The sequence below is a fragment of the Hyphomonas sp. UBA4494 genome (assembly GCF_002388935.1).
In the GTDB taxonomy this organism is placed as follows: domain Bacteria; phylum Pseudomonadota; class Alphaproteobacteria; order Caulobacterales; family Hyphomonadaceae; genus Hyphomonas.
Genome location: NZ_DGNK01000029.1, coordinates 1 through 19,515 on the forward strand (window position 1 = coordinate 1; position 19,515 = coordinate 19,515).

The following is a 19,515-nucleotide window of genomic DNA, read 5'->3' on the forward strand; positions in this document are numbered from 1 at the left end:
CTGCTGTTCGCCGCCCGAAAGCGTGGTTGGGCGCGCATGCATCCGCTCACCTAGCCCGACCCAGGCCAGCAATTCTTCGACATCGCTGCGATAGGTCGACTCTTTCCGGCCCAATACCCGCAGTGGCAATGCAACATTCTCATATGCGGTCAAATGGTCCAGCAGGCGAAACTCCTGGAAGACAACACCAACCCGGCGACGCAATGCCGACAGCTGGTCCCGCGTCAAACGGCTCGTCGGTCGGCCAAACAGGGAAACTTCTCCCCGGGACGGTTTCAGGGCCAGATAAAGCAACTTCAGCAAGCTGGTCTTGCCTGCGCCAGAGGCGCCCGTCAGAAAGCTGAATGATCCGGGTTTCAGGACCAGATCAATCCCGCTAAGGATATCCTCTGACGTGTCATAGCGCAGCGAAACACCATCGAGGCGTACGGCAACATCGTCAAACAGATCGTGGCGGGAAAGAGTCATAGGCTCCTGTCCTGTGCGCGGGCGAATGGATTATTGGGGCGAATTGCGGGAAACACCAAGACATGATCCTCACCTGTCCCAATTGTGAAACCCAGTATTTCGCCGATGACTCAACAATCGGTGAAAGCGGACGCACTGTTAAGTGCGCGGCCTGTGGCGGATCCTGGTTTGTTGAACCAAAATATCTGGACGAAACGGTCCGGCGCACCCCCGCCGCGGCCCACGAGATTTATCGCGAAAAAGTCCGCGAGCAACGCCGTCGCAAGAGCCGTACGGCCGCCTTGCTCTCCTGGTTGGTCACCGCAGGCCTGTTCTTCTCCCTCGGTGTTGGGGCCATCATGTACCGCAACGAAGTGGTGAAGCTCTGGCCGCAGGCGGGCAGCATCTACAAACAGATCGGGTTCAATGTGAACCGGTTCGGGCTCGACTTCGAAGATATCCAGCGCAGCCGCACCTTCAATGACACGGTCCCGGTCGTCACAGTGGCAGGCAAGGCCCTCAACATTTCGCGCTCTACCGTCGACACGCCAGCGGTGCGCGTCGACCTGAAAGACGAAATCGGCGCCGTGGTTGCCACCAAGTACGGCCGCATCCGGCCTGACCAACTGGCGGCAGGCGAATCGGGAACGTTTCAGGTTGTCGTCGAACAGGCGCCGATGGAAAGCTTCGAGATCGAACTCAAATTCGTCGATCTTTCCGATATGCCCCCGCGGGACGATACCCCGGATCCTACCACTGAAGACCTCATGGCCACCGAAACGGAAACGCCTGCCGAATGACCGACCTGCCCAAAATCGAAGTAATCGTGCCTGAAGACGAACTGTTGGCCGAGATCGACAAGCTGGCCGACACGCTGGCCCCTCGCCTGACGGGAGAATGGACCATCGTGTCCATTCTGATCGGTGCGACGCCCTTCACGACAGACCTGATGAAGGCGCTCGCCCGGCGCGACATCCACCCGACCCTCGACGTGATCTGGCTGGAATCCTATCGCGACGCGCGCGAAAGCTCGGGCCGCGTTGTCGTGCGTGCAGACCTTGCCCGGTCCGTGAAGGACAAGGGCGTGATCATTCTGGATGATGTCTACGATACGGGCCGCACGCTCGCCTTTGCCAAGACTCATTTGCTGTCCAAGGGTGCGCGGGAAGTCATCACCTGCGCCCTAACCCAAAAGCCCTGGGCCCCACGCGGCGCAGACGGTGTCGACTATTGCGCCATCGATGCACCGGGCCGCTACCTGGTCGGCTATGGCATGGACGATGCCGGCAAATATCGCGGCCTGCCCTATATCGGCGCGCTGGACTGAGCCCGCTTTACAGAATTGCGGGAATTACGCGGTCTGGTGGGCGGTGGCCGTCGGCGAAGGTCTTGATGTTGATGATGACCTTCTCGCCCATCTCGGTACGGCCCTCGATCGTGGCCGAGCCCATATGCGGCAGCAGAACGACATTCGGCAGGCCGAACAATTCCTCATTCACCGTAGGCTCCCGCTCGAACACGTCGAGCCCCGCCCCGGCAATCTTGCCCGCCTTCAACGCGCGGGCCAGTGCAGCTTCGTCGATCACCTCGCCGCGGGCCGTATTCACGATATAGGATTCCGGCTTCATCAGCTCGATCCGGCGGGCATTCATCAGGTGGAATGTTGCGGGCGTGTGCGGGCAGTTTACCGAGACGATGTCCATGCGCGCGAGCATCTGGTCGAGGCTGTCCCAATAGGTCGCCTCCAGCAATTCCTCGATGCGCGGGCTGACCGGTTTGCGGTTATGATAATGGATCTGCAAGCCGAAGGCTTTCGCACGGCGCGCAACCGCCTGGCCGATACGACCCATGCCGATGATGCCCAGCCGCTTGCCGGCGAGTCGGCGGCCCATCATCCAGGTCGGCGTCCAGCCGTCAAAGCCGCCCGTATTCATGATCTGCGCACCTTCGAACAGGCGGCGCGGCACTGACAGGATCAGTGCCATGGCGACATCCGCCGTATCATCGGTGAGCACGCCGGGCGTGTTGGTCACGGTGATGCCGCGCTGTACGGCACTCTGCACGTCAATATTGTCCACACCCGCGCCGAACTGGGCAATCAGGCGCAACTGGTCCCCTGCCCGGGCCATGATCCGGCCATCCAATTTGTCAGTTACCGTGGGTACCAGCACGTCGGCGGTCTGCATCGCCTCGACCAGTTCCTCCTGCGTGAAGGGGTGATCATCATTGTTCAGCCTCGCATCGAACAATTCCTTGAGGCGCAATTCGACCGGCGCCGGGAGTTTTCGGGTGACAACGACTTTCAACTTCTTCGCGGACATAGGAACTCTTTTTGCAAATATTCTCATTCGGGCCTTAGCAGAGGGATTAGACCACGCCAACGCTTCATATTTTACACAAGATTCATTCGGCTATGGAATTCTATCCCCTCGCAGACATGGGAAAAGACTGCACATGAAGTGGGCAGCCATTATTTTAACCGGGCTCGTCTTTGCTTGCGCTTCGGCACTGGCTGAGGGTCCGACCTATGTGCGCGTGAGCAAATTTTCCGGAAAGGAAGTCCCGCGCTTCGAGACCCTGAAATACAATGCCGTGAATGGTCGGGCCGGCCCCAGCCGCGATCATCCGATCCTCTGGCGCTACGAACGCCAGGGCTTGCCCCTGCTGATTATCAAGGAGAGCCAGAACTGGCGCCGTGTTCGGGATCCGTCCGGCTCAGAAGTCTGGGTCCATGCCCGCATGCTGGAACCGGAAGCCAAGGCCATGGTGCAGACCGACACGATCCTGCACTACGCGCCGGATCCGGAAAGCGCAGAGGTGGCCCGCATAGAGGCGACCGTCCTGGTCGAGCTTGGCAAATGCGCGGACAATTGGTGCCGCATCGAAGCCGGAAACTATAAAGGCTTCGTCCCGGCTGCCGCCCTCTGGGGCGTAACGACCAGCGAAGCCACCCTGTAAGCAAGGGCAGTCTGGACACCCTCTCCCTGTTGACAAGCCGCGCGGCACAGGCTCGTAAAGCCTCTTGCGCTGATTGAACAAGGGAACCGCCATGTCCGGACCGCACGATTACCACACGCCCCAATCCTCCTACTCCAAGGAAGACCTGCTGAAGTCAGGTGCGGGCGGCTATTTTGGCCCGGGCAATGCGCAATTGCCGATCCCGCCCATGCTGATGATGGACCGGATCACAGAGATCACCATGGATGGCGGCCAGTTCGGCAAGGGCAGCGTGATCGGCGAACTCGACATCACGCCAGACCTCTGGTTCTTCGAATGCCACTTCCCCGGTGACCCGGTCATGCCCGGCTGTCTTGGCCTTGATGCCATGTGGCAGGCCGTCGGCTACTGGCTCGGCTGGTCCGGTAGCCCCGGAAAGGGCCGTGCGCTCGGCGTCGGCGAAGTGAAATTCACCGGCGAGATCACGCCCGACAAGAAGCTCGTCCGCTATGTCATCGACATCAAGCGCGTGCGCCGCGGCAAGCTCAATCTCGGCATCGCCGATGGCCGCGTCTATGTCGATGATGAGCATGTCTACACCGCGCTCGACATGAAGGTCGGCCTGAAGAACGTCCTCTAGCGCTGCGCCTGCTTGACGTGGGCAAGCGGGCTGCCTAGCCCTGATGACACGATGATATTTGAACAAGGGAGATGCCGCGATGGCTGATGACTGGACCCCGCCGGCAGGCGACCTGATGAAAGGCAAGCGCGGCATCGTGATGGGCGTCGCCAACCAGAACTCCATCGCCTGGGGCATTGCGCGCCAGCTGGCCGCCCAGGGCGCCGAGATCGCGTTCACCTATCAGGGTGACAGTTTGGAGCGCCGCGTGCGCCCGCTGGTCGAATCCATCGGCATGGACACGATGATCCCGGCCGACGTCACCGATGATGCGTCCATGGATGCCGCGTTCGACGCCATCAAGGCCAAATGGGGCAAGATCGATTTCCTCGTCCACTCCATCGCCTTTGCCGGCAAGGACGAGCTGCAGGGCTCTATGGTCGCCAACACGACCCGCGAGGGCTTCCGCCGCGCGATGGACATCTCCGTCTACAGCTTCATCGACTGCGCCCGCCGCGCCAGCGAGATCATGCCGGATGGGGGCGCGATGATCTGCATGACCTATCTCGGCGCCGAGCGCACCGTGCCCTCCTACAATGTGATGGGCGTCGCCAAGGCCGCGCTTGAAGCCGCGACCCGCTATGCGGCGCGCGACCTCGGCCCACAGGGCATCCGCGTCAACGCCATCTCGGCGGGTGCCATGCGCACGCTGTCCCTCGCAGGTATTCGCGGCGGCAAGAGCCTGATGGGGACCGGCCGCGACTGGTCTCTGCTGAAGGAAGACACGCGCATGGAAGGCGTCGCCGGCGCGGCGCTCTACCTGCTCTCCGAACTCGGCCACTCGGTCGCCGGCGAAGTCCATCATGTCGATGCCGGCTTCCACGTCGTCGGCGTCCCGGATTTGCCAGAGGATTAGTACGCGTTCGCCCAATCTTGGCGAGCGGACTCCTAAACCTCTGCGTGTTGTGCTATGCTTCTCCTTCAAGCTGGGAGGGAGATAACCATGTTACGTATCGCGTGTTCAGCCATGACAGCAGTGCTGCTTTTGGCAGGGTGTGGAGAGACTGCCGCAGAGAACCCCGAACCTGATGTCACGGCGGAGGAAAGTCGGACGTGTCCAGCCTATGATCCGCGCGACGGAAGCGCTGTGATCGATTTCATGCCAGGCATCGTCAAACCTCCGGTGCTGAAGATCCGGTTTCTGGTAGATGCACCGAATGACGGCGACGCGTACGAACTTGAATTTGAGAGCATCCAGGAGTCAGCGCCCCCAAGTTATGTTTTCGATCTTAGGCGCACTGCAACAGGCATGCTCCATGTCATCACCGAAACGTCCGTTGAATACACCCAGTCGGACTTTCCCGAGCCGGAACTCCGCTCGATCGTGATCAATTGCGAAGGCAGTTCGTTCTTTGAAATCGAACCGGTGGAAGTTGTACAGTAGCGATCACGCTTCTGTAATCGCCCGGAACTCCTGCCCGTCTGTCCTGTTGGTCTGGCGAACCCATTCTGACAGGAGACTTCCATGTCCAATATCTTCCTCATCGGCGCCACGGGCGGCGTCGGCAGCCGCCTGAGCCCGAAACTCGTCGAGGCCGGCCACACGGTCAAAGGCCTGCACCGCAAATCTGAACAGGCAGATGATCTGCGCAAGCAGGGCGTCGAGCCCGTTCTCGGCAATATCATCGACATGAGTGCAGACGATCTTGCCAGCGCCATGAACGGCTGTGATACGGCCGTCTTCTCCGCAGGCGCCGCCGGCAGCGGCCGGGACAAGACGACCGCGATTGATGGAGAGGGCCCGGAAAAGCTGATCGAGGCGGCGCGCGCCACAGGCGTGAACCGCATCTATCTCGTCTCAGTCATCATGGATGCTGGCCGCGACCGCGACACGAGTGACGACTTCGAACATTACATGGCCATGAAGCGCCGCGCCGATGCGGCCCTCGCCCAGAGCGGAATCGACTATGTCATCCTGCGCCCTGGCACGCTGAAAGATGATGACGGCGATGGCAAAGTGATGGCGGGCCGCGCGATCACCTATGGGGACGTCGCGCGCGGCAATGTCGCCGCCACGCTCGCGGAACTGATCGACGTGCCGGAAATCACCAATGAGATCATCGAACTCACAAATGGCGAAACACCCGTCTCCGATGCCGTTGCCCGTCTGAAACGCGGCTGACACGCAGGGCGAACCCCATGCTGGCAAATTGCACCCTACACCGTTTGGGCTTGCCATCAGATCCGAGTTGAACAATAAACGTTTTGTTCAATCGTATTTGGGGGACTTTCATGCCAGCACGCATCTTTCTCTGGGTCGGCCATCCACGCGCTACATCGCTCAGCCACGGCATGGCGGACGCCTACCAGCGCGGCGCAGAAGCAAACGGTGCCGAAATTCGGCGCATGAATTTGTCGGACATGGTCTTCGACCCGGATCTCACCGAAGGCTATCACGCCCGCAAGGCCCTTGAGCCATGCCTTGAAGCGTGGCGGGAGAACTTGCTCTGGGCCAATCATGTCTGTTGGGCCTATCCGCAATGGTGGGGCGGGATGCCCGCCAGGATGAAAGGCGTGATCGACCGCAGTTTCCTGCCAGGCTTCGCCATGAAATATCACGAGAAGGACCCCTTCTGGGATCGCCTGCTGGCCGGACGACGGGGCGATGTGCTGATGACGTCCGACGCGCCGGTCTGGTTTGACCGGCTCTCCAATGGTCGCGCCGCCAAGTTACAGGTGCAGAAGCCCGTCATGAAATTTGTCGGCATACATCCCGCACGCATCCTGCAGGTCGGACCGGTGAAGACGGCCAAGGAGGCGACGCTCTCAAAATGGATGAAGCGGGCCGAAAGGCGCGGCGCTGATGCCGCCCGCCGGTCCCGCTGATGTGAATTGCGTCCGCCCGTCATCCTGCTAACACGGGCATCATGAAAACCAGTACCGAGACCCATGTCCCGCTCAGCGGCTTCCCGTCTTATCCCGAAGACGAGATGCGAATCCGCGCCCGCGCCTTTCACGACTCTCTGGCGACGCGCCGTTCCGTCCGCGCCTTCTCCGACAAGCCCGTCCCACGCGAAATCATTGAGGCCTGTGTCGCCGCCGCCGGGTCGGCCCCATCCGGCGCCAATCACCAGCCCTGGTTCTTTGCCTGTGTGAACAGCGCGGAGAAAAAGCGCGAAATTCGTCAGGCTGCCGAAGCTGAAGAGCGTGAGTTCTATTCAGGGCGCGCCGGGGAAGACTGGCTCGACGCGCTCGCGCCGATCGGCACCGATGCCGACAAGCCCTATATGGAAATCGCCCCCTGGCTGATCTGTATCTTCGCCCAGCGCCGCAGCGGCGTGCAAGCGGGAGAAACCCGCAAGAACTACTACATCAACGAAAGCGTCGGCATCGCCACGGGTATGCTGATGACCGCCTGTCATCAGGCCGGCTTCGCCACCCTTGTCCACACGCCCAACCCGATGAAGTTCCTGAACCGGATCTGTGATCGTCCGGAAACGGAAAAGCCCTTCCTGATCCTGGTTGCGGGCTATCCAGCCAACGATGCCATGGTGCCCAAACACGCTCTGGTGAAAAAGCCACTGGATCAGATCATGCGCGTGTTCTAGCGAGCGAACGCCAGCTCAGTGTGGAACGATCATGCATTTTCCGGTGATGATGGCACCGCTGGAAATCGAAACGCCCGGATACACGATGACGTCTGGGCCCAGTGTAACGTTCACGGCCTGAAAATCAGGAGCCACCCATCCCCCAGCGCTTCCGTCAGGGTTGGTGTATCGGACAGCTTCAATTTTGCGTCCGTCGCTCTCGGTAAAGACAACTGTTCGGCGGCTTGCGGTTTTGGCAGGCATTCGAATCACTCCGATGTCTATCGAAGAGAATCACGATTTGGGAGTTTTGTGAATCCCGGACCGGTTTAATCTTCGCACAAACGGAATTCTGCGCCTGGAAAGCTTTCTACAATCTTGCATAGATCCGGAAAGCTCCACAGCATGGCAAGAATACCTACACACATGGGAAGAAGCAGGTGGAAAATATTGTACAGCAACTTTGCGGATGCCGCCTTGCGCTGCACACTTTCCCTGAGGCGCGCATAGACCGGGTTTTTGAAAAGACCCTCACCATCTTGAGATGACGTCGCCTCTTGAAAGGCCTTCTCCATCCCCGCCTTGTCCATTACGAACAGCGCAAATATCAAGCTGAAAACAGCTTGGGCGATTGCAAGAAATGCCCCCGCTTGAATAATCCCAAGCGTTAGGCCCTCCACTTCCAAATCGAATATGGATACGGGCGTGGAATGGTTTCCTGACAGTTCCGCTACAAAAACGATCGCAGAAAATGTGTAGATGCGATTGGTCAGATCCCGGAACAGACTTGCGAAATACTCGGACGTGAGGTTCATGCAACTACTTGCTGTGGTCAATCACATCTATGCGTTTTCGTGGCTGTCCGGGCTTACAGATAAAGCTGGTTTGCACGAGCTTCCTGCCATTTCGGCGATGCTTCGATTTAGATGCCTCGAACTGATGGAGGAAGTGCCCCTCCCGGAGTTCGTGGGCAATAGCCCCTTTTTTTGGAAGTTCCTCAAAATCATGCGGTGGACAGTCACATGTCTGCCCTTTCGCGATGTAATCGCGGACGACTTGCTTTTTCTCCGTTTGCATATCGCCGGTATCCACATCCGACGAGAATTCCTTTTTCACAAACACATCAACCATGGTTAACCCTCCTGCCTCCGGACATGAATCCAGAAATAGAACGATAATTCAACCCTACAAAATTCGGTAGTGTTCTAGCCGCCCACGGTCACAGCGGGACCGGGCAGGTGGATTGTGTAATAGCTGCGCGGCTTCTCTCCCGGTTTGCGGCCTTCGGCGGCAATGTGGATATCGCCCGATATACCCGCCGGAATACCCTGCCCCATTGGCAGCACGTCGCCGCTTGGCAATTCGGCCGCGAACTCGCGGAACTTCCAGCCGTTGAGCACGGGCATCTGCCGCAACCGGTCCCCGGTACGCATCCGCACGGGCACGTCCCGCGCAAGGCTGCCCGACAGGTTCAGGAAGTTCTGCGTCACCCAGACACCCGTCTCGGTCCGCACCACGCCCATCGATACATGCGTGGCCTGTTCGCTGAGAATGTTTGCGCGATGGCCGGGGCTGTCCATGAGGTTCTGGTGCAGACGTTCCACGGCCTGCCGTTCCAGATTCCAGCGCCCCCGAACAATCTCGATCATGGCAACATTTTCAGCTGAATACTGAATGATTGCCCGCCGGTCGAAGGCCGCGATGCGGTCCTGCGGTTCGCGTCCGTCCGGTCCGACATGGCCGAAGAAACCATTATACGCCATGTCGAGACTGTGAAAGCGCGCCGTATTGCGTAGCGCCGCGCGATTGACCAGCGGCGGCAATCCCGCCTCCTTGCGGGCGATATTGGTCAGCTTCAGGAACTCGCCTTCCATGCGTGCGTCGAAGGCATAGCCCTCCGGCAGATTCCCGAAGCAGGGCCGCACCTGCTCGACATAATCGGCCACTGCGACGCCCCGCCCCGTGAGGGCAAGGTCACAGGCAAAGGCGGGCAGCCCAGCGGCAAGCGCCGCAAGGCCGACGAAAAGAGTGCGCAGGATCATGTCTTGCGCACCATATCCGCGCCAACATGAACAGAAGTGTTACGGCCGTTCAGGCCATGGCTGCAGCTGGTCGCGTTTCATCTGCAACCGCTGGTCTTCAGGCAGACTGTAATCATGACCGAATGGCGCGCTTTCCCAGCTGCCATAACCCGGATTCGGCAGGGCGATCCATTCCCGGCCCCACTTGTCCGCATTCGCCTCATATACGGCCTGCCGTTCTGCCGGGCTGCCTTTATAGGAATCGGTGAAGTCGCCCAGATTGTCGCCCAGCATGAGCAGGATCCGATAATCCTTTGCCACCACGGCCCAGCGCGTTGCCTTGGCCGAGCCCCAATCGTCCTGCTCGCCCTTGGTCAGCAACGTGTCGACATTGCCGCCCATTGGGAAACCGAGTGCCCGCAGATTCTGCGCGGTCCCCTCTTTCGTCACTGCGTCGCGATTGGTGACGTAGAATACTTTCACACCCTTGGCCGCAGCCGCGCGGGTGAAATCCACCGCGCCCGGCACGCCCTTCGCCACACCCGCGCTGGCCCAGGCATTCCAGCGGTCGGGGCTGAAAGGCTCACCCGCCAGCACATCCGCCGCCGCATAGGGCGTATTGTCCAATACGGTCTCATCGGCATCAAGGATGATCGCCGGGGGAAGATCCTGATAAGCTCCGCCCTGCAGGTCTGGCGCGGCGGTCCATTCCGGATCAGCCAGCGCCTCGTCCAATCGGATCGCCGCCAGCCCATAGATGCCGTCAGTCGTGGCCTTGTACTCTACCGACTGCTGCGCCCAGAGCGTTGCGTTCAGCCGATCATCCTGTGCCGGACCCGTTTCAACAATGACTTCGCGCTCGACCACCACTTTGCGGACAGGTTCGGAGCCTTCATCAACATAGATACAGGCAGACAGGACAAATGGCGCCGCCAGCCCTGCAACAAGAAATGAAAGCCTATGGGTCATGACGGTCTCCTGTTCCGATGCAGGCTGGTCATACCAGACTGGCCCCGAACCGGAAACGGGTCAGATCGCGCCGCAATTCTGCAGACGCGCCAGCACCGGTGCGATCATGCGTTCGATGGCTTCTTCGGTCGGGCGCACATTGCCATAGGCCGGCAGGCCTTCATCGGCAATCACGAGGTCGGCCTCGAATTTGGCCGGATAGGTCCATTGGTAATGCGCCGCGCGCACCGTGCCGAGATATTGCTGAAGTACACTTTCCAGCGAGCGACCGCGCTCGGTCACGTCGCGGCGAATTCGCCGTGCGAGGCGTAGGTCGTCTGGCGTGTCCACATAGACCGACAGATCAATCAGGGAACTGATTTTCGGGAAAGACAGCGCGTGGATGCCCTCCAGGATCAGGATCGGCGCAGACTTGATCTCGCGTGTCTTCTCGCTGCGGTCATGGCGCTCATAATCATAGATTGGCTGCTGGATCGTCTCGCCGGCTTTCAGCGCGCGCAAATCCTTGACCAGCCGGTCGGCTTCTTTCGAGCGAGGTGCATCATAGTTGATGCCCGCGACAAGTGCCGTCCATTCTTCCTTGTTCCCGGGTTCGCCATAATGGCTCATCGGATAGTAATACGCATCCTCACCAAACAGGACCGCCTGCCCCTCAGGCAAATGTTCCAGCAGGGCTTCGGCCAGCGTTGACTTGCCAGATCCGGAGCCACCGGACATGGCGACGAGGAATTGCTTGCGCTTTGTCATCATGGCTCTGGGTGTAACGGCAAACCCCGGCTGGCTTCAACGAAAAAAGGCCGCCGCCGCACTTCCTTTGCCACGCACAGTCCCGTTAGATGCACGCTGGAGAAACTCGCCATGACTGATCCACTCGACCGCGCCACATTCCATGCCCGCCGCTGGCTGGACAGCCTGCCTGACCGGCCCGTAGGCGCCACGGCCACCGCGCGCGACCTTCGCGCCGCCCTGTCTGGCCCGCTACCGGAAACCGGGCGAGACGCCGCCGCCATTATCGACGACCTTGCCACGCACGCCGAGCCCGGCCTGCATGCCAATGCCGGGGGACGATTCTTTGGTTGGGTGATGGCAGGATCACTTCCTTCGGCACTTGCTGCCGACTGGCTGGTGTCGGCCTGGGACCAGAATGCGGGTATGTTCACCGTGGCACCCGCCGCAAGCATGATTGAAGAGATTGCTGGTGAGTGGCTGAAGCAACTGTTCGACCTGCCGCAGACATCCTCCTTCGCGTTCACCACCGGGTGCCAGATGGCGCACGTCACCGCGCTGGCAGCGGCACGGCATGGCGTGTTGCAAAAGGCCGGATGGAATGCAGAAAACGACGGCTTGTTCGGCGCACCGCGTATCCGCATCCTGACCAGTGAAAACAGGCACCGCTCCCTCGACAGCGCTATTCGCCACCTCGGTCTTGGACAGGCATCCATGACAGATGTCGCCATCAACCCCATGGGCGACATGCGCGCAGATGACCTTGCCGGCCATCTTGCCGAATGGGAGGGGCCAAAAATTGTATGCCTGAACGCGGCAGACCTGAATGTCGGCACATTCGATGATTTCCGTACATTGATTCCGATGGCCCAGGCCGCTGGCGCATGGGTGCATGTCGACGGCGCGTTCGGCCTGTTCGCCCGCACGAGCGACCGCCTCAAACACCTCACAGACGGCATCGACTTCGCTGACAGCTGGGCAACCGACGGTCACAAGTGGCTGAACGTACCTTATGATTGCGGCTTTGCCATTGTCCGCGATTCTGAGGCGCACCGCGCCGCCCTGTCACTCAGTGCGGCTTATCTCTCCCCCAGTCAGGACGTGCGTGATCCAACGGATTGGAACCTCGAACTCTCCCGCCGGGCACGCTCCGTGCCTGTTTACGCCGCACTTCAGGAACTTGGCCGTCAGGGCGTCGCCGACCTTGTTGACCGCTCATGTGCGTATTGCGCCGAAATTGTGAATGGGATCGGCGCCCTGCCGAACGCTCGCGCCCTGAATGACCCGATACTCAATCAGGGCCTTGTGCGGTTTGAACACGAAGGTGCGAGTGCGGAAGAGAATGATGCGTTTACCGACGAGATCATTCGCCGGGTGAACGAAAAAGGTAAAGCCTTTTTCTCCGGCACGACATGGCAGGGTCAACGCGTTATGCGCGTTAGCGTCGTCAGCTGGCGGACGAATGAAGGGGATGTCGCGCGAACAATTGCGGCTGTACGCAAGGCGCTGACGGAAGATGGGTAGTTTGTGCGACCCTAGTCACGGAGGCGCTCAAGTCCATCCAGCAACAGATCAAGGGTGAATTCGAACTCTGTCTGGCTGTCGCACCACCCCATGGCCGGCTCGTCGGATTGATGCATCTCGGACGCTACCATGGCCGAGAGGTAGGGCAGATTATCTGCCATCTCCTCAAACTCCGCCTGCGTCTTTTGTGTGTCCAGGTTACCACCCGACACCGGCGGACTGAACAATTCCTGCGCAAAGCCAAACATCAGACTTCCGAGCGCGTGCAATGCACGATGGGCCGTTTGATAGCTGAAGCCATTGTCCACAAACAATGCAATCACCTGATCCACATAGAGGTACATGGACGGTGGTATGGACTGCCGCGCCGCAAAAAGCGCAGGCGTCCATGGGTGACGCACCACCACCGTGCGAGCGGCCAGACATCTGCTGCGCAGGTCCGATTTCCAGTCTGCCATACATGATGCCGGACGCTCATCAACGGCGGACGTGATCTCATTTGCCAGCGCCTCGGCGAGTCCATCAAGCAGGCCTTCCTTGCCTGGAAGATGGTGATACAGGGACATCGCTTCGACGCCCAACTCTTTGCCGAGGCGCCGCATGCTCAGACTTTGCAGGCCTTCGCGATCAACCAATGTCATCGCGGCATCAAGCACGCGCGTGTGCGTCAAAGGCTTCCGTTTACTCATTGCCAGCCATGTCTCCTTTCGGGATCCATTTGCCTTTGTGGCGATGGCACTTGCAAGACTCTTGCACTGCATGGTAGCACTTGGCGTAGACTTACATTGTAAGGTTTAAACGAATATGTCCGCCTTGCACCCCTCCCTTCGACGCGATGCATGCCTCACTGGCCTGTTTTACCTGGGCCTCGGTTTGACCGGCGGCGCCGTTTTCATGGCGGTTCGACCTCAGCTTTTTGCGGAAGATGATCCTGTTCAAACGCTCGCCAATCTGACCGGGCAGGAAGGCCTTGCCCGCGTCGGGATCGCGCTGGAGCTTGGGTCCGCCATCTTCCAGGCGTTGACGGCGGTATGGTTCGCCAAACTGTTCAGTCACATCGACCGGCATGCCGCGAGCGTTGTGGCACTCTTCGGCATGGTCAATGCGATCGCGACGCTCGCCAGCTCGGTGATGTTGCGCGCGGCGCTCGACACAGCCTTGGGACACAGCAGCGCCGATCCGGCAATCAGCCATCTGTTTGTTCTGACCAGTCACCACTTCTGGGCCGCAGGCGCCATCTTCTTTGGGCTCTGGTTGATCCCAATGGGTGGGATCGTCCTGAAGGGGCGCTTCGGCCCTCGCCCGCTCGGCTGGATACTTATCCTTGGCGGAATTGGCTATGTCGCGAGCGTGTTTATCGCAGTGCTCGCACCGCACGCAGGCGTATGGATCGGATTACTCACGATTCCACCAACAATTGGCGAATTCTGGATGATCGGACTGTTGTTCTGGAAAGGCCTGCGCAGAACATCCAAGTATGATCAAAAATAAAAAAGGCCGCTCCGGAGAGCGGCCTTTCGTATCCTGTTGCAGGAAAAGGAAATCCTATTCCTCTTCGCCGCCCTCGTCCTTGGCAAGTTCCTTGCCGGTGGTCTGGTCGACCACTTTCATGGACAGGCGCACTTTGCCGCGATCATCGAAGCCCATCAGCTTGACCCAGACCGTGTCGCCTTCTTTGACGAGGTCTTTCGGATGGTTCACGCGCTCGTTTGCCATTTGCGACACGTGCACAAGGCCGTCCTTCGGACCAAAGAAGTTCACGAAGATACCGAAGTCTTTCAGGCCAACGACCTTGCCTTCGTAGATCTCGCCGATTTCCGGCTCTGCGACGATCTCCTTGATCATCTTCAGCGCCTTGTTGATGGATTCCTTGTCCAGCGCAGAGACCTGCACCGTACCATCATCATCAATGTTCACCTTGGCGCCGGACTCTTCCACGATGCCGCGGATGACCTTGCCGCCAGACCCGATCACGTCACGGATCTTGTCGGTTGGCACTTTGACGATTTCCATCTGTGGAGCGTTTTCCGACAGGCTGTCGCGGGACGTATCCAGCGCTTTGCCCATCTCACCCAGGATGTGCATGCGCCCACCCTTGGCCTGCTCCAGAGCCGTGTGCATGATTTCCTTGGTGATACCGGCGATCTTGATGTCCATTTGCAGGGACGTCAGGCCTTTTTCGGTACCGGCCACTTTGAAATCCATGTCGCCGAGATGATCTTCGTCGCCGAGAATGTCGGAGAGAACCGCCACGCCGTCAGCTTCCTTGATCAGGCCCATTGCGATGCCCGACACAGGACGGGTCACCGGCACGCCGGCATCCATCATGGCGAGGGAACAACCGCAAACCGTTGCCATCGAGGACGAGCCGTTGGACTCGGTGATCTCGGAAACGAGGCGGATCGTGTACGGAAACTCTTCATGCTTTGGCAGGACAGCCTGCAGCGCGCGCCAGGCGAGCTTGCCGTGGCCGGTCTCGCGGCGGTTGGTACCGCCCATGCGACCGGTCTCGCCCACCGAATATGGCGGGAAGTTGTAGTGCAGCATGAATTTGGACTTCGACGTGCCATCAAGGCCGTCGATGAACTGCTCATCATCGCTGGTGCCGAGCGTGGCCACACAGATCGCCTGCGTTTCACCACGGGTAAACAGCGAGGAACCATGCGTGCGCGGCAGGAAGCTGGCGATTGCCTCGATCGGGCGAACCTGATCCAGCGAACGGCCATCGATGCGCTTGCCGGTTTTCAGGATGTCGCCGCGAACAACGCTCGCTTCGGCTTCCTTGAAGGCAGACTTGAACGTCTCGCCAGACATTTCGCCCGGCTCTTCTTCGGTGCCGACGAGCGCAGCCTTGGCCTTTTCGCGGGCTTCGCCCACAGCGGCCTGACGCTCCAGCTTCTCGGTCATCGAGTAGGCGGCGGAAAGATCTGCACCGACCAGTTTCTGGATTTTTTCCAGTTCGGCCGAGTGATCTTCGGCTTCGAAGTCGAACGGTTCCTTGGCGGCCTGTTCGGCCAGGTCGATGATCGCATCGATCACAGGCTGGATCGATTCATGACCCGCCATGACAGCGCCGAGCATGACTTCTTCGGACAGTTCATAAGCTTCCGATTCCACCATCATCACGGCGTCGGCGGTGCCGGCCATGACGAGGTCCAGTTCGGACTCTTCGAGTTCTTCGATCGTCGGGTTGATGATGTACTCACCATCCTTGTAGCCCACGCGCGCTGCGCCGATCGGGCCCATGAAGGGCGCACCGGACAGGACAAGCGCCGCAGAGGCACCGATCATGCCGATCACGTCCGGATCGTTTTCGAGGTCATAGGACATCGCGGTCAGCACGACCTGGACTTCGTTCTTGAAGCCTTTGACGAAAAGCGGGCGGATCGGGCGGTCGATCAGGCGAGACGTCAGCGTCTCTTTCTCGGTCGGGCGGCCTTCACGCTTGAAGAAGCCACCTGGGATGCGGCCCGATGCGTAGTATTTTTCCATGTAGTTGACGGTCAGGGGGAAGAAGTCCTGGCCCGGCTTCGCGCTTTTCGCAAAACATGCGGTCGCGAGCACTTTTGTATCGCCATAGGTCACCATGACGGCGCCATCGGCTTGGCGGGCCACCTGGCCCGTTTCGATCGTCAGCGTGCGGCCGGCCCATTCCAGCGACACAGATTTCTTGTCAAACATCAAAATGTCTTTCTTTTTCACATACGAAAAGCCCGCCGCGGCCCTATTGCCCGGCGGGCTTGATTTTGTGCCTAGCGGCGAATGCCGAGGGCTTCGATGAGTTTGGCGTAGCGCGCCTCATCCTTGCGCTTGGTGTAGTCAAGCAGCTTCCGGCGGGTTGCGACCATGGCCAGCAGGCCCCGGCGGGAGTGGTTGTCTTTCTTGTTCGTCTTGAAGTGGTCGGTCAGGTTGTTGATCCGTTCGGTCAGGATCGCGACCTGCACTTCTGGGGAACCGGTATCGCCAGGCTTTGTGGCGAATTTTTCGATCAGTTCCTGCTTCTTCTCAGCGGTAATCGACATCGTGTATCTTTCTTGTAATCGCCTTGCGGCGGGTTTCGTCTAAGCGCCTGAATTGGCGGGGGTTTTGGGTGAGTATCTGAGGCCTCAGGCCACGGCCGGGATGTCGTCCAGCCGGGTCAGGACCCGATATCCCACCACAAGGGGCGGCTTATGGCTCATTTTCCCCCGAAATGAAAGGCCCTCAGGTGAGGTTTGGCGCAAAAGCGCCGGTGCTTAGAATCTCACCTCAAGCCCGACCAGAATCTCCTGCGGCTTGCCGGGGCGCAGGCCGGCCGGGTCGATGGAGGCGACATAGGTTTCGTCGAACAGGTTTTCCGCTTTCACGCGCAGGCGCAGCGTGTCGGTCAGGTCGACCCAGGCCGCGGCATCGACCAGCCAGCGTGCATCGATCCGCTCGCCTGCCGGAATGGCGCCCTGCCCCGCCCGCGCACGCGCTTCGGAGACGTGATTGGCAGAGAAATCCATGCCCCAGCGGCTGGCTTCGATGCCCGCCATCAGGGTGATCTGCTGGTCCGAGACATAAGGCAGCTCGTCGCCCGCCTCGACATCGCCCCACGGCTCATAGCTGCTCTCGAAGCCAGACTGGAATTCGGCATCTGTCCACGTATAGACGAGGCCGACCGGCAGCGAGAGCGAGGTGTCGAACAGCGCCGCCGCGTCCCAGCTCGCCGTCAGCTCAAGGCCCATCACGTCCACATCGCCGCCATCGAACTGGTCGCCAATCGTGCAATTGCCACCGGACGAGGCCGTGCAGGTGCCGAGCAGGTTTGAATAGTCATTGAAGAAGGCAATCGCCTCGACATCAACGCCCTCTTTCGAGAAGCGTCCGCCGGCTTCCCAGTTCACGCTCTCTTCGGCATCGGCCTCGGTTGCGCCGGGGCTGGCAATCGCAAAGCCGCGATGCACACCGGCCAGCAGGGTCACGTCCTCGTTGAGTTCGTAAAGCGTACTTAGACCCGGCACAACGACCTGGTCATCCAGGGTCCGCACGCGCGTCGGCCCCGCCGCACGGGTCGGGTCTGCCGTTGAATAGTCCTCGCGCGTCAGCTCATAGTCCTCAAAGCGCGCGCCGCCGGTCACGGTCAGCTTGCCGATGCTGACCCGGTCCTGCAGGAACAGGGCAACCGCTTCGCCGCTGGAGATGCGGTTGGCATTGCTGCCCGCCGCGCCCGCACTGGTCAGGATCAGACGTCCGCCCTCAAGCCGGTACGCATCCTCTTCCTGGAACCGGTCTTCCTCGTCCTCATGCACGCGGATACCAACAGTGACATCATGGTCGAGGCCGCCAAACGCGGTCTGCCAGTTGAGCGTGGTTTGCAGGCCTTCGCTGTAATAAGCGCGGCGGTTGGCGCGGTAGACGATGGAATCGTCGAGACTGGTTGCGCCAGTCGCCAGACTGTACTCGGCCGCATAGGTCACCGGGTCGGCCAGCACGGAGGAAATGCCCGTATCGCCGCTGGCGCCCGTGCCGTCTGCACTGATGCCCTGCAGCTTGTACCAGTTGCGGGCAAAATCATGATGATAGGCAATTGTCGTCAGGTTCAGCGTTGGCGAGAATTCAATCTTGTGGGTCAGCTGGAACAGCTCATTCTCGCCCCGGAACTCATCATCCGCGCTCGCATCATAGCGGCGATAGGGGTTGGCCTCGAAATCTTCCAGCGTCAGACCGAAATAGGTCTCGTTGGAGGTTTCTTCGCGCGTCTGGTATTTCAGCTCGACGCTTTGCGGCATCGGGCCGTCATCCTTGTAGGCCCCGACTTTCAGCATCAGATCATCAGCGTCGAACCCAGTTGGGCCGCCATTGTCCAGCTCCTTGAACCCGTCAGTCTCGTCGGTGAATACTTCGATCAGGCCGCCCAGTTTCCAGCCTGCGCCGACCTCCGCACGTCCGCCCGTCCAGGCGTGGACCCGCTGGCGATCATTGGTGCCAAAGAATGCCTGCGCAAATCCGGACGTCTCTTCCGGCACTGGCGTCGAGAACAGGTTCAGTGCGCCGCCCGTCGTGCGCGGACCATACAGGATCGCGGCGGGCCCCTTGGTCACTTCCACGGCGCTCATCCGCGCTGTGGTCGGGAAATAATAGGCGGACGGCGAGGCGTAGGGCGCTGGCGAGATCGGCACGCCATCTTCCATCAGCACGATACGGGACGAGCGATCCGAACCTGACCCGCGCAGGCCGATATTCGGCCGCAGGCCATAGCCGTCTTCTTCCTGGATGTTCACGCCCGGCACGACGCGCAGCACGCGTTGGATATCGCTCTGGGCCTGCGCCGACAGGTCAGCATCCGTCAGGAAGGAGACAGACCCGGCCACTTCGTCCACTGCATCCGTCGAGCCTGTCACGACAATCGTCGACAACATCCGGTACGGGTTCTGCTCACCCGGCTCGGTGGCATTGTCAGCATAAGATGACAGGGATACGAGCGCGCTGGAGGCCAGCAGAACGGAAAGACGGGAAAACGGCATGAGGGATACCTGTTGATATTGAGAATGAGTTGCGGGTCTTTAAGAGGATGCCACCCCCCAAAACAACCTGCATTTGACATTCACTCGCACAAACCTGTCCCCTATGTGCTTTCCATGCCACGCTTGGACTCATGAGAAGCAGGATCTGCTGCGCGCTCCGCTCGTCCCCTCCCCCGTCTCTCAGGCGCATGTCAGAG

23 protein-coding genes are annotated in these 19,515 nt (G+C 60.0%); 11 read left to right on the forward strand and 12 right to left on the reverse strand.

Annotated elements, in window-relative coordinates:
- Nucleotides 1-468, reverse strand: a 468-nt coding sequence (locus tag B2P82_RS10425) for a cell division ATP-binding protein FtsE (protein ID WP_290496971.1), incomplete at its 3' end; no start/stop codon positions are given.
- A gap of 62 nt (nucleotides 469-530) precedes the next feature.
- Here B2P82_RS10425 and B2P82_RS10430 point away from each other — a divergent pair.
- Nucleotides 531-1,247 carry an MJ0042-type zinc finger domain-containing protein gene (locus B2P82_RS10430; RefSeq protein ID WP_290496972.1) on the forward strand — a complete coding sequence of 239 codons (717 nt, stop codon included), beginning with the start codon at nucleotides 531-533 and terminating at the stop codon, nucleotides 1,245-1,247.
- Nucleotides 1,244-1,774, forward strand: coding sequence for a phosphoribosyltransferase (locus B2P82_RS10435; protein ID WP_290496973.1), 531 nt, complete (start codon nucleotides 1,244-1,246; stop codon nucleotides 1,772-1,774). Before B2P82_RS10430 ends, B2P82_RS10435 begins: the two co-directional genes overlap by 4 nt.
- Nucleotides 1,775-1,781: 7 nt before the next feature.
- On the opposite strand, the gene B2P82_RS10440 is transcribed toward B2P82_RS10435, so the two are convergent.
- Nucleotides 1,782-2,768 carry a 2-hydroxyacid dehydrogenase gene (locus B2P82_RS10440; protein WP_034814504.1) on the reverse strand — a complete coding sequence of 329 codons (987 nt, stop codon included), beginning with the start codon at nucleotides 2,766-2,768 and terminating at the stop codon, nucleotides 1,782-1,784.
- Nucleotides 2,769-2,901: 133 nt separating this feature from the next.
- On the opposite strand from B2P82_RS10440, the gene B2P82_RS10445 reads away from it, so the two are divergent.
- The 7 genes from B2P82_RS10445 to B2P82_RS10475 all read left to right on the forward strand — a co-directional run bounded on the left by B2P82_RS10445 (nucleotide 2,902) and on the right by B2P82_RS10475 (nucleotide 7,611).
- Complete coding sequence (locus tag B2P82_RS10445) at nucleotides 2,902-3,405, forward strand: SH3 domain-containing protein (protein WP_290496974.1); 504 nt, start codon at nucleotides 2,902-2,904, stop codon at nucleotides 3,403-3,405.
- Between the two features lie 91 nt (nucleotides 3,406-3,496).
- A complete protein-coding gene (fabA, locus tag B2P82_RS10450; RefSeq protein ID WP_206991689.1) occupies nucleotides 3,497-4,024 on the forward strand; it encodes a bifunctional 3-hydroxydecanoyl-ACP dehydratase/trans-2-decenoyl-ACP isomerase in 528 nt (175 codons plus the stop codon).
- 79 nt (nucleotides 4,025-4,103) lie between these two features.
- The gene (locus B2P82_RS10455) at nucleotides 4,104-4,919 is read left to right on the forward strand and encodes an enoyl-ACP reductase FabI (RefSeq protein ID WP_034814497.1); all 816 of its coding nucleotides are present in this window, start codon (nucleotides 4,104-4,106) and stop codon (nucleotides 4,917-4,919) included.
- An 87-nt stretch (nucleotides 4,920-5,006) separates the two neighbouring features.
- Nucleotides 5,007-5,447: a hypothetical protein gene (locus B2P82_RS10460; RefSeq protein ID WP_156947876.1), complete on the forward strand. Its 441-nt coding sequence runs from the start codon at nucleotides 5,007-5,009 to the stop codon at nucleotides 5,445-5,447.
- Between the two features lie 81 nt (nucleotides 5,448-5,528).
- Complete coding sequence (locus B2P82_RS10465; RefSeq protein WP_290496975.1) at nucleotides 5,529-6,185, forward strand: SDR family oxidoreductase; 657 nt, start codon at nucleotides 5,529-5,531, stop codon at nucleotides 6,183-6,185.
- A gap of 110 nt (nucleotides 6,186-6,295) precedes the next feature.
- Entirely contained in the window at nucleotides 6,296-6,889 is a 594-nt protein-coding gene (locus B2P82_RS10470; protein WP_290496976.1) for an NAD(P)H-dependent oxidoreductase, read from the forward strand.
- Nucleotides 6,890-6,930: 41 nt separating this feature from the next.
- A complete protein-coding gene (locus tag B2P82_RS10475) occupies nucleotides 6,931-7,611 on the forward strand; it encodes a nitroreductase family protein (protein WP_290496977.1) in 681 nt (226 codons plus the stop codon).
- 15 nt (nucleotides 7,612-7,626) lie between these two features.
- On the opposite strand, the gene B2P82_RS10480 is transcribed toward B2P82_RS10475, so the two are convergent.
- The 6 genes from B2P82_RS10480 to udk all read right to left on the reverse strand — a co-directional run bounded on the left by B2P82_RS10480 (nucleotide 7,627) and on the right by udk (nucleotide 11,330).
- On the reverse strand, nucleotides 7,627-7,854 hold the full coding sequence (locus B2P82_RS10480) for a hypothetical protein (protein ID WP_206991694.1): 228 nt from the start codon (nucleotides 7,852-7,854) through the stop codon (nucleotides 7,627-7,629).
- A 65-nt stretch (nucleotides 7,855-7,919) separates the two neighbouring features.
- The gene (locus B2P82_RS10485) at nucleotides 7,920-8,405 is read right to left on the reverse strand and encodes a hypothetical protein (protein ID WP_290496978.1); all 486 of its coding nucleotides are present in this window, start codon (nucleotides 8,403-8,405) and stop codon (nucleotides 7,920-7,922) included.
- Nucleotides 8,406-8,409: 4 nt separating this feature from the next.
- Entirely contained in the window at nucleotides 8,410-8,721 is a 312-nt protein-coding gene (locus B2P82_RS10490) for a hypothetical protein (RefSeq protein ID WP_206991696.1), read from the reverse strand.
- Between the two features lie 74 nt (nucleotides 8,722-8,795).
- Nucleotides 8,796-9,632, reverse strand: a complete 837-nt coding sequence (locus B2P82_RS10495) for a CAP domain-containing protein (RefSeq protein WP_290496979.1) — start codon at nucleotides 9,630-9,632, stop codon at nucleotides 8,796-8,798.
- Nucleotides 9,633-9,671: 39 nt separating this feature from the next.
- On the reverse strand, nucleotides 9,672-10,580 hold the full coding sequence (locus B2P82_RS10500) for an HAD family acid phosphatase (RefSeq protein ID WP_290496980.1): 909 nt from the start codon (nucleotides 10,578-10,580) through the stop codon (nucleotides 9,672-9,674).
- A gap of 60 nt (nucleotides 10,581-10,640) precedes the next feature.
- Entirely contained in the window at nucleotides 10,641-11,330 is a 690-nt protein-coding gene (gene udk, locus B2P82_RS10505) for a uridine kinase (protein WP_290480250.1), read from the reverse strand.
- 108 nt (nucleotides 11,331-11,438) lie between these two features.
- Here udk and B2P82_RS10510 point away from each other — a divergent pair, with 108 nt between their 5' ends.
- Entirely contained in the window at nucleotides 11,439-12,830 is a 1,392-nt protein-coding gene (locus B2P82_RS10510) for a pyridoxal phosphate-dependent decarboxylase family protein (protein WP_290496981.1), read from the forward strand.
- Nucleotides 12,831-12,841: 11 nt separating this feature from the next.
- Here B2P82_RS10510 and B2P82_RS10515 read toward each other — a convergent pair whose 3' ends face one another.
- On the reverse strand, nucleotides 12,842-13,519 hold the full coding sequence (locus B2P82_RS10515; protein WP_290496982.1) for a TetR/AcrR family transcriptional regulator: 678 nt from the start codon (nucleotides 13,517-13,519) through the stop codon (nucleotides 12,842-12,844).
- A 115-nt stretch (nucleotides 13,520-13,634) separates the two neighbouring features.
- Here B2P82_RS10515 and B2P82_RS10520 point away from each other — a divergent pair, with 115 nt between their 5' ends.
- A complete protein-coding gene (locus tag B2P82_RS10520; protein WP_290496983.1) occupies nucleotides 13,635-14,321 on the forward strand; it encodes a DUF4386 domain-containing protein in 687 nt (228 codons plus the stop codon).
- Between the two features lie 54 nt (nucleotides 14,322-14,375).
- Here B2P82_RS10520 and pnp read toward each other — a convergent pair whose 3' ends face one another.
- From pnp to B2P82_RS10535, 3 genes are all read right to left on the reverse strand, one after another.
- Nucleotides 14,376-16,511, reverse strand: coding sequence for a polyribonucleotide nucleotidyltransferase (gene pnp / locus B2P82_RS10525; RefSeq protein ID WP_034814482.1), 2,136 nt, complete (start codon nucleotides 16,509-16,511; stop codon nucleotides 14,376-14,378).
- 71 nt (nucleotides 16,512-16,582) lie between these two features.
- Nucleotides 16,583-16,852, reverse strand: a complete 270-nt coding sequence (gene rpsO, locus B2P82_RS10530; protein ID WP_034814480.1) for a 30S ribosomal protein S15 — start codon at nucleotides 16,850-16,852, stop codon at nucleotides 16,583-16,585.
- 213 nt (nucleotides 16,853-17,065) lie between these two features.
- On the reverse strand, nucleotides 17,066-19,318 hold the full coding sequence (locus tag B2P82_RS10535; RefSeq protein ID WP_290496984.1) for a TonB-dependent receptor family protein: 2,253 nt from the start codon (nucleotides 19,316-19,318) through the stop codon (nucleotides 17,066-17,068).
- Nucleotides 19,319-19,515: the final 197 nt, after the last annotated feature.